At 69.1% G+C, this 13,034-nt stretch carries 13 protein-coding genes and 1 tRNA gene; 12 read left to right on the top strand and 2 right to left on the bottom strand.

All coding sequences use genetic code 11. From position 1 onward, the window contains the following. Positions 1-42 precede the first annotated feature (42 nt). The 6 genes from MKK65_RS17815 to MKK65_RS17790 all read left to right on the top strand — a co-directional run bounded on the left by MKK65_RS17815 (position 43) and on the right by MKK65_RS17790 (position 6,308). Positions 43-1,143, top strand: coding sequence for a hypothetical protein (locus MKK65_RS17815; RefSeq protein ID WP_147910755.1), 1,101 nt, complete (start codon positions 43-45; stop codon positions 1,141-1,143). 234 nt (positions 1,144-1,377) lie between these two features. Further along, positions 1,378-2,175 carry a metallophosphoesterase gene (locus tag MKK65_RS17810; RefSeq protein ID WP_147910757.1) on the top strand — a complete coding sequence of 266 codons (798 nt, stop codon included), beginning with the start codon at positions 1,378-1,380 and terminating at the stop codon, positions 2,173-2,175. A gap of 2 nt (positions 2,176-2,177) precedes the next feature. Next, positions 2,178-4,337, top strand: coding sequence for an AAA family ATPase (locus tag MKK65_RS17805; protein ID WP_243959403.1), 2,160 nt, complete (start codon positions 2,178-2,180; stop codon positions 4,335-4,337). An 84-nt stretch (positions 4,338-4,421) separates the two neighbouring features. Beyond that, positions 4,422-4,739 (top strand): DUF6634 family protein, encoded by a 318-nt coding sequence (locus MKK65_RS17800; protein ID WP_147910753.1) that lies wholly within the window; start codon positions 4,422-4,424, stop codon positions 4,737-4,739. A gap of 132 nt (positions 4,740-4,871) precedes the next feature. After that, positions 4,872-5,642 carry a 3'-5' exonuclease gene (locus MKK65_RS17795; RefSeq protein ID WP_243959401.1) on the top strand — a complete coding sequence of 257 codons (771 nt, stop codon included), beginning with the start codon at positions 4,872-4,874 and terminating at the stop codon, positions 5,640-5,642. Between the two features lie 105 nt (positions 5,643-5,747). Next, positions 5,748-6,308, top strand: a complete 561-nt coding sequence (locus MKK65_RS17790; protein ID WP_243959399.1) for a metallophosphoesterase family protein — start codon at positions 5,748-5,750, stop codon at positions 6,306-6,308. Between the two features lie 174 nt (positions 6,309-6,482). Here the strand turns inward: MKK65_RS17790 and MKK65_RS17785 are convergent. Continuing rightward, a tRNA-Arg gene (locus tag MKK65_RS17785) sits at positions 6,483-6,559 on the bottom strand. A 193-nt stretch (positions 6,560-6,752) separates the two neighbouring features. Between MKK65_RS17785 and MKK65_RS17780 the strand changes: the two genes are divergently transcribed. Next, positions 6,753-8,924 carry an FUSC family protein gene (locus tag MKK65_RS17780; RefSeq protein WP_243959397.1) on the top strand — a complete coding sequence of 724 codons (2,172 nt, stop codon included), beginning with the start codon at positions 6,753-6,755 and terminating at the stop codon, positions 8,922-8,924. 31 nt (positions 8,925-8,955) lie between these two features. Here MKK65_RS17780 and MKK65_RS17775 read toward each other — a convergent pair whose 3' ends face one another. After that, a complete protein-coding gene (locus tag MKK65_RS17775; RefSeq protein ID WP_243959395.1) occupies positions 8,956-9,186 on the bottom strand; it encodes a hypothetical protein in 231 nt (76 codons plus the stop codon). Positions 9,187-9,537: 351 nt separating this feature from the next. Here MKK65_RS17775 and pth point away from each other — a divergent pair, with 351 nt between their 5' ends. From pth to MKK65_RS17750, 5 genes are read left to right on the top strand one after another with little or no spacing between them, the layout of a single operon-like run. After that, complete coding sequence (gene pth / locus MKK65_RS17770; protein ID WP_243959393.1) at positions 9,538-10,146, top strand: aminoacyl-tRNA hydrolase; 609 nt, start codon at positions 9,538-9,540, stop codon at positions 10,144-10,146. A 41-nt stretch (positions 10,147-10,187) separates the two neighbouring features. Then, a complete protein-coding gene (locus tag MKK65_RS17765; RefSeq protein WP_058191611.1) occupies positions 10,188-10,415 on the top strand; it encodes a hypothetical protein in 228 nt (75 codons plus the stop codon). Continuing rightward, positions 10,399-10,854: a PIN domain-containing protein gene (locus MKK65_RS17760; protein ID WP_058191610.1), complete on the top strand. Its 456-nt coding sequence runs from the start codon at positions 10,399-10,401 to the stop codon at positions 10,852-10,854. The genes MKK65_RS17765 and MKK65_RS17760 overlap by 17 nt, the downstream gene beginning before the upstream one ends. A 4-nt stretch (positions 10,855-10,858) precedes the next feature. Further along, the gene (gene ychF, locus MKK65_RS17755) at positions 10,859-11,956 is read left to right on the top strand and encodes a redox-regulated ATPase YchF (protein ID WP_058191609.1); all 1,098 of its coding nucleotides are present in this window, start codon (positions 10,859-10,861) and stop codon (positions 11,954-11,956) included. 33 nt (positions 11,957-11,989) lie between these two features. After that, positions 11,990-12,979: a MaoC/PaaZ C-terminal domain-containing protein gene (locus tag MKK65_RS17750; protein ID WP_243959391.1), complete on the top strand. Its 990-nt coding sequence runs from the start codon at positions 11,990-11,992 to the stop codon at positions 12,977-12,979. The last annotated feature ends 55 nt before the right edge of the window (positions 12,980-13,034 follow it).

Genomic DNA, 13,034 nt, shown 5'->3' with positions numbered 1-13,034 from the left:
GACGCCTAGTCGTCGGCAGGCCGATCTCGGTGGAGGTTTCGCATGATGAACTTCGCGATGACTCACAGCGCCAAGAAAGACACCGCATCAAGTCGGGGCATTCCGGCTGCTCAACCTCAAGCCGCCGACGAGCTGATCCCGCTCGGATCGGCCTTCACATTTGCGCAGCGCCTGTCCAGGCGCTTCGACGGCGCCCGCCTGATCACGATGCTCGGTTCCGACCTCGTGGTCGGCGTTGCCCCGATCGATGAGGTCCACATTCTGTTCCAGGAAACGGCCTTGACGTCCTACGCCGCGTACATCGCCCTGTCCCGAGCGCAGGATGGCTATTGCATCGCGGTCCACGAGCCGGATGCCGAAGCGGAGCATGTGGTCGCGGGCGACGGCGATTGCGCGTCCGGCGAAGCCAAGGTCGGCGAGACCATCAAGGTACCCCGTCGCTGGCAAGAGCACCTGCGCCTGCCGCCGCTGCGGATCGAGCGGCTCTTCATCATCGGATCGACGCACAAAGCCCGCATCGGCAAGGATGCGATCCTCGCCTTGCAGGCCTTGCTCACCCGGCAGATCCAGAGGGCCGGGCACTGCAGCGTGGTCGGGGCATCTCCGCAGGAAGCGATGCTGGAGCAGACCGACCCCGGTCTCGGCGCCCGCTGGCTGGCAGATGCGCGCCAGCTCCTTGTCGGCGCAGGCTGCCTCGCTCTCGAACCTCGCGGGACCTGGCTACGGCCTGCGATCCAGATCGCTCCGCGTGAGCGAGCGGGTTCCGACCCGGATACCCCCATCGCGGTACCGCCGTTGACGGGACTGAAGCGAGGCTACCGGCTCGATGTCCCACTGCCAGTGTTCGGTCTGCCCGAAGTGCGGCGCTATACGCTCGCGTGGCGCGAGGTCCGGGCGACCGCGGTGAGCGTTCCGGGCTGTACGATCCTGGAAGCCGGGTCGACGCTCGCCGCCGAGGATGGCTCAAGTATTCAGCCGGGGGTCGCCAACAAGCGCAGGCAGCTCGTGGCGGCGGGGGCAGCCTACCTCGGGGAGGATGGTCTCCTGCATCTCAGGGTGCCGGTGGTGATCCCGTCGCTGACCAATGGCGGTCGGCTCGCCACCGCCACCAACGTACCCGGTCGCGTGTGGTCCGCCCGGTAGCGCGCAGGATCACGACCAAGGCCCCACGGGACGCGGGTTTTCCATCACCTCTTCAGTCAGCCCCTTTTCGGCACCGCACCCTCGCGTCGGTGGCCGTTGGATCGCGCCATGACCCGACTCATTTCGACGTCTCCACCGCGCGGACCGGACCATCGACCGTCGCAGCTCGCGGCGATCGGCGGCCTCGCAGCCGATGACTCGGATCCCTCGACTGCGACCGCAGCGGTGCCGGTCATGCGGCTTCAGCTCTTATCCGACCTGCATGTCGACCTCGCTGACACCGGCCGGCTGCAGCTTGTACCCGGCGCCGACCTCGTCGTAGTGGCCGGCGACACGTGCCAGGGGGCGGTCGCCGCCTTCGCCTACCTCCGCCAGCACATCCCGGCGCCGATCCCGATCGTCATGGTGATGGGCAATCACGAGTACTACGGCGCGGTCCTGCAAGACGAGCTTGCCCGCGCCCGCGCTGCCGCCCAGAGTTTCGATATCACCCTCTTGGAGAACGACGCCGTCGTGATCGGCGGCGTGCGTATTCTCGGGTGCACGCTCTGGACGAACTACCGCTTGTTCGGCGCAGGGCATCGCCCAGTCGCCATGGCGGCCGCGCGCAGGGTGATGAACGATCATCGCCGGATCGCCGGCGCACACCTGCCGGCATGGCAGCCCTTCCTGCCCGCCGATGCCGCCGACCTGCACGCGGGCTCGGTCCGGTTCATCGCCGATACCCTCGCCATGCCGCACGATGGCCCAAGCATCGTCGTGACGCACCACGCTCCGCATCCAGAAGGCATCGCACCGCGCTTCGGACGCGATCCGGTCAGCGCTGCCTTCGCCAGCGACCTCTCGGACCTCATCGCCGCGGGGGGCCCCGAGCTTTGGCTCAGCGGCCATACCCATCACCCCATCAATCTGATGATCGGGCGCACCCGCCTCGTCTCGAATCCACACGGGTACGGAGACGAGTGCAAGGCCTTCGACCCCGCCCTCGTCATCGAGATCCCGATCACCCGCAGCAAGGAGAACCGGCCATGAGCATGCATTCTGACATGGCGACGCACGCGTGTGTAGCGGCGACGATCCCGGCCTCGGGTGACGTCGACGAGATCGAGGCCACAACCCGGAGCTCGACAGCGGCCGAACGCGAAGTTGTCGCGATGACAATCGACATGCTCGTCCGCGATCTCCCGGACGAAACTGACGTCGAAGCCAAGGAGGCCGATGCTGAGGCGGACGAATCCGGCGCGGGTGACGGCGGCGTGGGCGGCCGACGCCCGGACAGGCGAGGTGTCCGCAGGTTCGAGGGCCTAGTCGACCCGACCAGCCTCTTGGCTCAGATGGCCGTCAACACCGTCTTGCCGCTGCGCGTCTTCCGGTCTTTGCGCGAAGCTAAGCCCGTGGTGGTGGTGGTTGCGGTGCCGAGCAGCAGCTGGGTCGGACCGGTCGAGGCGGTGATCGCCCGGGTCAGCGGCCATAAGGCCACCTGCATCGCCAAGGTGAACCGGCCGCGCGCCTCCCCCACGCCGGACCCCGACGTCGATGCCGCTGAGCGTATCGCCGGAGGCCGACCCGTCGTAGCGATCACGCCGGATCGCGAATGGGTCGCCCCGGTGCTACTTGCCGCGGCCGACGCGCACATCGACGTGCCGCCGCTCGATGCCGACCTCGTCAACCGAGCCATCGGCATGTGGTGTGGGCGGCGACCGCGCCGGGCGCTCGAGCCTAAGGATCTCGCCGGCCTCGACCTACCCGACGTCGCCGCCGCCCTACGGCCGGGCGCGGCTCCGGCCGATTGCGTCGCACGCATTCGCAGGGCGAGCGACGCGCGCGTTGGCCTGACTGACGGCGAGGCGGTGACGCCGCTCGACCGTCTGACTGGCTACGGCGAAGCCCACGTCTGGGCGATGCGGACTGCGGTTGACATCGCCCGGGTGCGCCGCGGCGAGATGAAGGCCCAGCTGCTGGAAGGGGCAGTACTTCACGGGCCGCCTGGGACGGGCAAGTCGACGCTTGCGCGCTCCCTCGCCCAGGAAGCGGGGGTCATCTTTGGAGAGACGAGTGTTGGCGAATGGTTCGCCAATGGCTCCGGCTTTCTGGACAGCGTGATCAAGCAGATCTCTACTTTCTGCGATCGACTCGAGATCGCGGCCAGGCAACAGGGATGTGCGGTCGGTTTCATCGACGAACTTGATGCACTACCAAATAGATCACGCCTGGATGATCGCGGATCGTCATGGTGGTTACCCGCGATCACCTTCTGTCTGCTCAGATTCGAGCAACTGCGCCGGGCGGGCGTGGTGCTGGTCGCGGCCACAAATGACATCACGCGCATCGATCCCGCCCTACTCAGACCGGGACGATTCGATCGGTCGTTCCTGATCGGTCCACCGGATGAGGCCGGCCGCCTCGGTATCCTACGCGTTCATCTCGAAACCGACCTGTTGGATGCCGATCTCTCGCCCGTCGCGCGCCTGAGCCATGGGATGACCGGCGCGATCCTGGCCGGCGCAGTGCGGGCCGCCCGGCGCCGGGCGCAGGTGGCCGGGCGCGCTATGAACCGGGACGACTTGATGGCCGAGATCGCCCCGGCCGATCCTCGCTCGGCGGAACAGCTTCGCGCCGTGGCGCTTCATGAGGCCGGTCACGCCGTCGTCGCGATCAGGCTGGGCTTTTCGGTGATCCAGGTCTCGATCGAGGCCGGGGGGCGGCACGGCGGCTCGACCGTCGTCAGCATTGCGGATCGCTCGCCAGATCGCGCCGCGATCGAGCGACAAGTGGTCGGCCTACTCGCCGGGCGTGCCGCTGATGGAATCATCGGCGACGGTGTCGATGCAGGGGCCGCCTTCGACCTTCGCGATGCGACCCGGCAGCTCTCGGCCCTGCATGGAAGTTTCGGCCTCGGTGAGACCCTGCGCGCTGTGGTCGGCCAGCAGGACGCGGCCCTGCTGTTGCGCGAGGATCCCGCGATGGCGGCGCGGGTTGAGGCCGACTTGCACCGGCTTCAACTCGCGGCAGAAGACCTCGTCCGAGCTGATCGTGTGGCGGTGCTGGCCCTCGTCGAGGTTCTGCTCGCCCGCCGGGTGATGACCGGCGCCGAGATCGCAGAGATCGCCGCCGCGCACAAGCCGCGCATCCGGGTCCGCGCCGGCCATCGCATCGTAGTGAAGTCTCAGCATCACGACGGCATCGGATCCTGACCTGCCGCACCGAATCCGTCACCACTGCGCCGTGAATTACCCGGCCGACCGTGCCGCGTCATCGACCCGATGAGGAACCCTGCAATGCCGAGAACTGACCTCGAACTTTACCTGACGCTGGAGGATGCCGTGTGCATCGAGAACGCGCTGGTCGACTTCGAACGCCTCACCGCCGGCGAGGCCCCCGACCGACATGCGCTCGCTGCCGCGCCACTGCTCACCCAGTGGCGGCGCACGATGGTCCCAGCGATCGAGCCGGCGCTGATCGGGCGGGTGAGCGATCACCCGAAGCTTGCCGGTGAACGGTATGCGGTGACCTCGCGATTGCTGTTGCTCGATCAGACCGCCGGCTGGGCCCGGACGCTGACCCGGACTTACCGGCTCGGGCATCCGGCAGACTGAGCCTTTCCTCGCCAGCCCGACCGTTCTGCCGCTCCCGTGCTGCACGGTCGCCGGCGAGCCATCACGATCATCCAATTCCGTCCGGCGCGCATCTCATAGCATCGCGATCCATGGCCAATGAAGGAGATGTTCATGTCTACAACCGTCGTGGTGTTCGATTTGGAAACGGCGCCCGATCTCGCCGCTGTCGCGCGGGTGCACGGCCTCGATCGCGGGGACGCGGACGCGGCTCGCGACAAGCTCGGCACCGGCTTCCCGAAGCTGATCTATCATTCCATCGTTTGCATCGGCGCGCTGATCGCCACTCGCGAGGATGGCGCCTACCGGGTGCGGGCACTGGGCGCTCCGCATGTCGGCGAACGATCAGAGGGCAGGCTCATCGCCGACTTCGCGGCCAAGCTCGATCAGCTGCGGCCGCAGCTCGTGTCCTTCAACGGCCACGGCTTTGACCTGCCGACGTTGCGCTACCGCGCGATGATCAACGGCGTCGCCGCACCGGGCCTGACCTGCCGCCCATATTACCGCCGCTACGATGAATCTGCTCTCGATCTTTGCGATCTTCTCGGCAATTTCGACGCCCGCGCTAAGGTAGGTCTCGACGTCCTGTGTCGCGCCCTCAACCTGCCGGGCAAGCCGGAGAGCATCGACGGTGGCCGCGTCGCCGACTTCGTCGCGGCCGGACGCCTGGCGGAGGTCGCCGCCTACTGTGTCTCGGACGTGTGCTCGACCTACCGCCTGTTCCTCGCCTACGAGAAGTTGCGCGGTGCCCTGGATCCAGACGGGCATACCCGCAGTAGCGCCGACCTCGAACGCTTCGTCGCAGCGTCCGCCGCCGAGCACATCGATACGGCGATCGCGCCCCGCAGCAGATCAGAGGGTGCGCCGACCTGCTGCCCAGCCTGACCGATGCGAATTCGCATTTGGCTCCCGCCAAACCCCACATCGCCCGCTATCCGTACCGCGCTCGCGTCGCGTGCCGGAGTGTGGGCAGACGCCGTCGAGGTTCGCATGCCCCAGACCTGGTTCACCAGCGACACGCATTTCGGGCACACAAACGTCATCGCGTACAGCGACCGGCCCTTCCTAGACATCCGAGAGCACGACGAGGCGTTGATCGCCGCCTGGAACGCTCGGGTCGCCAGCTCCGATGAGATCTGGCACCTCGGTGACTTCGCGCTCGGCCTGGACGCTACCGCCCTCGCGCGGGTCTTCCGGCGTCTTCACGGGCGCAAGCACCTGATCGTAGGGAACCACGACGCGAGGGCGGTGCTGCGTCTGCCGTGGTCCTCACCGCCGAGGCAGATGCGCGAGATCGTCGTTGAGGACCGCCGGGTGGTACTGTGCCACTACGCGATGCGCTCGTGGCGACGAATCCACAGGGGGGCCGTGCACCTCTACGGCCACACCCATGCGACCATCACCGGAACGCGACATTCTGAAGATGCGGGCGTCGATGCCTGGGACTACGCACCCACCCGGTTGCCCGACCTGCTCGACCGCATGGCGTGCAACAGCAAGCTGGAGGACGAGCTCGAGGGCGCAGCGGTAGGGTTCAAGACAGGAAGTTAGGCCGAATCAGCAGCAGACGAGCTGCCGATTCATTGGCGAAACGCAGCAGAGCCAACCTTCATGAAAGGCGCGACCAACCGCACCAGGAATATCTCTAGCAAATTAGACGTCGTCCTCAGGTCGTCCTTTCTATGAAGCAGCAATAAGCGTAAGCTCCTAAATCATTGATTTCACTGGCGACCCCGGTTGGGCTCGAACCAACGACCTGCCGCTTAGAAGGCGGCTGCTCTATCCAGCTGAGCTACGGAGTCTGGGTGCCAGCGTGCCCAGAAGCCACGGGCTTGGCCGAGGGTCAAGCGTCTGCGTGACGGACCCGGTCGCGGCGTGGCAGGCGCCACCTGGCGTTGCCCGAGGGCGGCATGGCGGGGTTGCGGCGCGGGGCGGATCCGGACAGGCCGGGGCGCTGTTCATGCCGGGGTGCTGCCCCCGCACAGGAGTCCGAGGTTGCCTGGCCCGAATCCGTCCGCATCGTCCCCCGACCGCGCCCGGCGCCGCCGGGCCGCCGGCCGGGGCAGCCTCGCCCGGCCCGGGGCGGATCTGCGGCGCCTGCCCACCGGCCTCGACCTGCGCAACGTCCGGCTGGTCGAGGGCGTGCGCGCCGCCTTCGCGTTCGGCGTCGTCATCCTGATCAACATCTGGGTGCAATGGCCGCCGCTGCTGACCATGGCGCTGGCCGCGAACCTCGCCTGCTTCTGCGACAATGGCGGGCCGATGCGGGTGCGCCTGCGGGTGCTCACCGCCTTCTCGCTGCTCGGTGGCCTGCTCTGGGCGGGTCTCGGCCTGCTGCAGCCCCTGGGGCTGCCGGTGGTGGTGCCGGTCTCCTGCGCGCTGATCTTCGCGTGCTCCTACGTCCGGGTCTGGAGCGTGCAGGCGCAATCGGCCGGGAACGTGCTGGTGGTCGTGCTGTGCATCGCCCTCGACCGGCCGCTCACCTGGGAGCAGGCCGGGATCGTGGCGCTGATGTTCGCGGCCGGCGGCCTCTGGGCGACGCTGCTCGCCCTGGTGATCTGGCGCCTGCACCCGTACCGGCCGGCGCACCGCGCGGTGGCCGAGGTCTGGCACGGCCTCGCGCGGCTCTGCGGCGATCTCGAGCGGCTCGTCGCCCTGACCGATCCCGACGCGGACGCGTTCGACGGCCATGCGCGGGGCCACAGGCGCGGCGTGCGCGCGAGCATCGAGACGGCCCGGGCCATGATCCTCGACCTCGCCCGCTCCCGCGAGCGCGTCTCCGAGCGCACCGCCCAGGCGCTGCTGCGCCTGGAGAGCGCCGAGCAGATCTTCTCCGCGCTGATCGCGGTGGCGGAGCTGATCGAGAGCCGGCCCGCGCCCAGCCGGCGGGCCCTCACCAAGACCTTCCTGCGGCGGCTGCGGCCGCTGCTCGTCACTATCGCCCGGGCGATCCGCGACGATGCCAGCCTCGACCTCGCCCGGCTGGAACTGTCCATCGCCCGGGCCGCGGAGGGCCTGTCGGAGGATCCGACCCTGGCGCGGCTGGCCGAGCGGATCGTCGGGCGCGTGCGGATCGGCGCCAAGCTCTCGACGCCGGAGGGCTACCGGCCGGGCGGCACCCTCACGGACGGCCGGAGCCTCGACCGCTGGACCCGCTATGTCGAGCCGCTGCGGCAGAACTTCACCCTCGCCTCGCCGAACCTCCGGCACGCCCTGCGGGCCACGGCGGTCGCGGCGCCGGCGCTCGCCGCCACCCTGACCTATGCCGGCGCGTTCACCCATTGGCTGGTGATGACCGTGGTGCTGACCATGCAGCCGTTCTACGCGGCGACCTGGCAGCGGGCGCTGGAGCGGATCGGCGGCACGGTGCTGGGCGGCGTGGCGGGCGCGGTGCTGGCCTATTACGCCACGACCCCGCTGGTGGAAGCCGGGCTGATCCTCGTGCTCAGTGTGGTCGGCTTCGCCGCGCGCCAGATCTCCTACGGCTTCTTCGTCACCTGCCTGACCCCGCTGGTGGTGCTGCTGGTCGAGCTGCTGGAGCCCGGCCACAGCTCCTGGGAGATCGTCGGCATGCGCGCCGGCTTCACGGTGCTCGGCGGGCTGATCGCGGTGGCGAGTTGCCTGGTGCTCTGGCCGATCTGGGAGCCGGACCAGGTCCGCCAGGAATTGCGGCGGGCCTTGAAGGCCCATGCCGACTTCGCCGAGGCGGTGCTGCTCGCCGCCTCCGGCGAGGCCCGCGACGCCGCAGTGCTCGCCCGCGCCCGGGCGTCCGGCCTCGCCCTCAACGACCTGGAGGCGGCCCTGTCGCGCGCCCTGCAGCAGCCCCGGGCCGGCGGCCATCCGGAGGTGGAGGCCGCCATGGTGGCGGACGCGACCCTGCGCCGGATCAGCGCCCGGCTCACGGTGCTGCGCCACGCCCCCGAGGCGGCCGCCCCGGAGGCGGAAGCCTGGCGCACCTGGATCGCCGCCACCCTGGGGGCGCTGGGCGCAGATCGGCCGCTACCGACCCGGCCCGATCTCGACCGGGGGCAATCCCTCGCCCGGCTGGTGAGTCAGGTCGATCTCTTGAGCGGGACGCTGCGCCCGGGAGAGCTGCGCGCGCTCGAGGGCGCGGGGCCGGAGGCCGATGCCGTCGCAGGCGAGGGTCGGGCCGTCCCGGCGGCCTGACCCGAGGCAGGCCCGCGGGCCGCGCGCCAGCTCAGTATCGCGGCAGGGCGTTGGCCGGGCCGCCGGCATGCGGGCCGGCATAGCGGTAGGCGGAGGCCCGCATCGTCTGAGCCCGATCCTGCTGCGAGACGCCCGCATTCCCGATCCAGCCGGAATAGGCCGAGGCCGGATAGGGCGAATGCTTCGAATCCATCCCCTGCGCGAGGGCCGGCGAGGCGGCCGCGGCGACCAGGGCGGCGGCGGCGAGCATGCGACGGGTCATGATGATCTCCTGTTGTCTGCGTCCGACTTCGACGAGACGTCATCCGGTCAACCGGGCCGGGTGAGGAAGATCGTCGGTGCGGCGGTCTTGATCGCTCGGGCTGTGCTTGGCCGATGATGACCTCTCAACCGGGATGGTCTGCCTCCCGTTCGACCGATGCCGTGCGCTGGCGCACGATCGGTGCGGGCTCGGCTCCGAATGCCTGATACCGGTCCAGGAAGGCTGGGCCCGGCGACGCTGGTCCCGGGCTCGGAGCGGGGATGCGCCGCGCGCGGAAGCGTGCCAGAGACCGCCCCGAAAGGGATGCGCCGAGGGAAGGCCCATGACCGGGAGCGCGCCAGGGACTCTGCCATGCGGTTGATCGTCGGCCTCGGAAACCCGGGTTCGCGCTACGCGAACAACCGGCACAATATCGGCTTCCTGGCCATCGACGCGATCGCCCGCCAGCACCGGGCGAGCCCGTTCCGGCACCGCTTCCAGGGCGAGGCTGCCGAGGTCGTGCTGGGCACCGAGCGGGCGATCCTGCTCAAGCCCTCGACCTTCATGAACGAGTCCGGGCGCTCGGTCTCGGAGGCGCAGCGCTTCTACAAGATCCCCTTGAGCGACGTGATCGTGCTGCACGACGAGCTCGACCTCGCCCCGGCCAAGCTCCGGGTAAAGCTCGGCGGCGGCAATGCCGGGCATAACGGCCTGCGCTCGATCACCGCCCAATGCGGCAACGAGTATCGCCGGGTCCGGCTCGGCATCGGCCATCCCGGCGACAAGGCGCTGGTGCACGCTTACGTGCTCAACGATTTCGGCAAGGCCGAGCTGCCCTGGGTCGAGGATCTCTGCCACGCGGTCGCCGACCACGCCGCGCTGCTGGCGGCGGGCGAGGATGCGAGCTTCCAGAACAAGGTTCATCTCGCCATGGCCGGCCGGGGCTGGGACGCGGTGAAGACGCTGGGTTCCAAAAATTGACACGAAAACACGAGGACACGATATAGGCGGCGGAGGCTGCGATGAAGAACGTCACCGTGACGATGAGCGAGGCCCTGCTGCAGCGGGCGCGTGTCGCCGCCGCGCGCGACGGCAAGAGCCTATCGCGTTTCGTCGCCGAGGCCGTCGAGCAGCGCGTCGGCCGGCCGCTGACGCAGCGGGAGGCGCTCGAACGCTTCCTGGCCGGGCCTCTCATGAATCTGACGGACGAGAACGGCAAAGCACCGTCGCGCGATGAACTTTACGATTGAGCCGATCTTCATCGACACGAACGTGCTGGTTTACGCACGCGACAAACGAAATGCCGACAAGCGCGAGCGCGCACGGACGTGGCTGGCTGCCATCACCGACCTGGGCTGCGCCCGCACGAATCTGCAAGTTCTCAACGAACTTACGCGATGGATTCTCAAGAACGAGCTGGGGCGCTCGCTGCGCGACGTTCAGGACGAAGTCGAGACGATCGGGGCCTGGGGAGCGCGCCCAATCGATCAAGATGACACCGAACTGGCATGGCTCGTCCGCGAGAATCTCGGCTATCAGTGGTTCGATTGCCTCCTGGTAGCCGCGGCCCAGCTCGCCGGATGCCGATACTTTCTGACCGAGGATATGGCACACGGCGCCGTGTTCGAGGGCCTGACCCTCATCAACCCTTTCCGCGCGTCGCCCGGCGACGTGCTTCAACGGAACTGAGTCCATGGGCTTCAAATGCGGCATCGTCGGCCTGCCGAACGTCGGCAAGTCGACCCTGTTCAACGCGCTGACGCAGACGGCGGCCGCGCAGGCGGCGAACTATCCGTTCTGCACCATCGAGCCGAATGTCGGCGAGGTGGCGGTGCCGGATCCGCGCCTGGACGACCTCGTCCGGATCGCGAGCTCGAAGGAAAAGATCCCGACGCGGCTGACCTTCGTGGACATTGCCGGGCTGGTACGCGGCGCCTCCAAGGGCGAGGGCCTGGGCAATCAGTTCCTGGCCAACATCCGTGAGGTCGACGCCATCGCCCATGTGGTCCGCTGCTTCACCGATGGCGACGTCACCCATGTCGAGGGCAAGGTCGACCCGGCCGCCGATATCGAGACCATCGAGACCGAGCTGATGCTGGCCGATCTCGACAGCCTGGAGCGTCGGGCCGTCGCCCTGGAGAAGAAGGCCAAGGGCGCCGACAAGGAGGCCAAGGAGACCCTCGACCTCGTCAACCGCGCCCTGCCGCTGCTGCGCGAGGGCAAGCCGGCCCGCCTCGTCGAGCGCAAGCCGGACGAGGAGAAGCTGTTCCAGTCGCTGGGGCTGATGACCGCCAAGCCGGTCCTCTACGTCTGCAACGTCGACGAGGGCGATGCCGACAAGGGCAACGCCTATTCGGACGCGGTGTTCGCCCGGGCCAAGGCCGAGGGCGCCATCGCCGTGGTGGTCTCGGCCAAGATCGAGAGCGAGATCGCCGTGATGCCGGAGGCCGACCAGGCCGAATTCCTGGAAGCCGTGGGTCTGACCGAGCCCGGCCTCAACCGGGTGATCCGCGCCGGCTACGACCTCTTGGGCCTCGTGACCTACTTCACGGTCGGACCCAAGGAGGCCCGGGCCTGGACGATCACCAAGGGCACCCGCGCGCCCGGCGCCGCCGGGGTGATCCACTCGGATTTCGAGAAGGGCTTCATCCGCGCCGAGACTATCGCGTTCACGGACTACACGACGCTCGGCGGCGAATCCGGCGCCCGGGACGCCGGCAAGCTGCGGCTCGAGGGCAAGGAGTACGTGGTGCAGGACGGCGACGTGCTGCATTTCCGCTTCGCCAACTGAGGCCCTCCCCCTGACGCACTGGACGAGGCTGCCATGCCGGACCCCGCGGTCGAGGACTTTTCCGTCGGCGACGTCATCGTCGGCGAGCCCCTGACGGTCACCCGCGACGCCATCGTCGGCTTCGCGCGGGCCTTCGACTTCCAGCCGTTCCACCTCGACGAGGCGGCCGCGCAAGGCACCTTCGCGGGGCGGCTGATCGGGTCGGGCTGGCACACGGCGGCGCTGGGGATGCGGCTGCTGCAGCAGGGGCCGTTCCGGGGCGGCTCGTCGCTGGGCGCGCCCGGGATCGACGAGCTGCGCTGGCTGGCGCCGGTCCTGCCCGGGGATGCCCTGACGCTGACCTTCCGGGTCGTGGGGATGCGGGATTCGGCCTCGAAGCCGGGGCTCGGCTTCGTGACCGCGGAGGTCGCCCTCGGCAACCCGCGCGGCGAGACGGTGCTGACCCAGCGCTTCACCTTCATGCTGGCCCGAAGCGGCACCGATCCCCTGCCGCCCCGCCCCGTGGAGATCGGCGAACCCGGGCCGGTCGAGGAGCCGGAGGATGCCGAGATCCTGCCGTTCCTGCGGGATGCCGAGATCGGCTGGGTCCGCGACCTCGGCGCCTATCCGTTCAGCGCCGCGGCGATCGTGGCCTTCGCCGAGGCCTACGACCCGCAGGCGTTCCACCTCGACGAGGCCGCGGCCCGGCGCAGCCATTTCGGCGGCCTGTGCGCCTCCGGCTGGCACACCGCCGCCGCCTACATGAACCGCCTGCTCACCACCCGCGCCCGCGACGCCGCCCACACGGCGACCCGCGGCCCCGTCCCGGAAGCCGGCCCCTCCCCGGGCTTCAAGAACCTGCGCTGGCTCAAACCCGTCTATGCGGGCGACACGGTCCGGTTCAGCACGAAGCTCACCGACAAGCGCGCCTCCGCCTCCCGCCCCGGCTGGGGCCTGGCGTTTGCCCGCAACACGGGCGTGAACCAGCGCGGCGAGCCGGTCTTCGCGTTCGACAGCGCGGTGTTCCATCGCTGGGAGCCGTGAGGCGCAGCGGTTCCCGCCCCCGTGCGTTGTCGCGACGGACACGGACGGGATCCCG

The sequence above is a fragment of the Methylobacterium sp. J-001 genome, from assembly GCF_022829565.1.
GTDB lineage: Bacteria > Pseudomonadota > Alphaproteobacteria > Rhizobiales > Beijerinckiaceae > Methylobacterium.
Note: the sequence above shows the minus strand (reverse complement) of the source record. Positions and strands in the feature narration are given on the sequence as shown.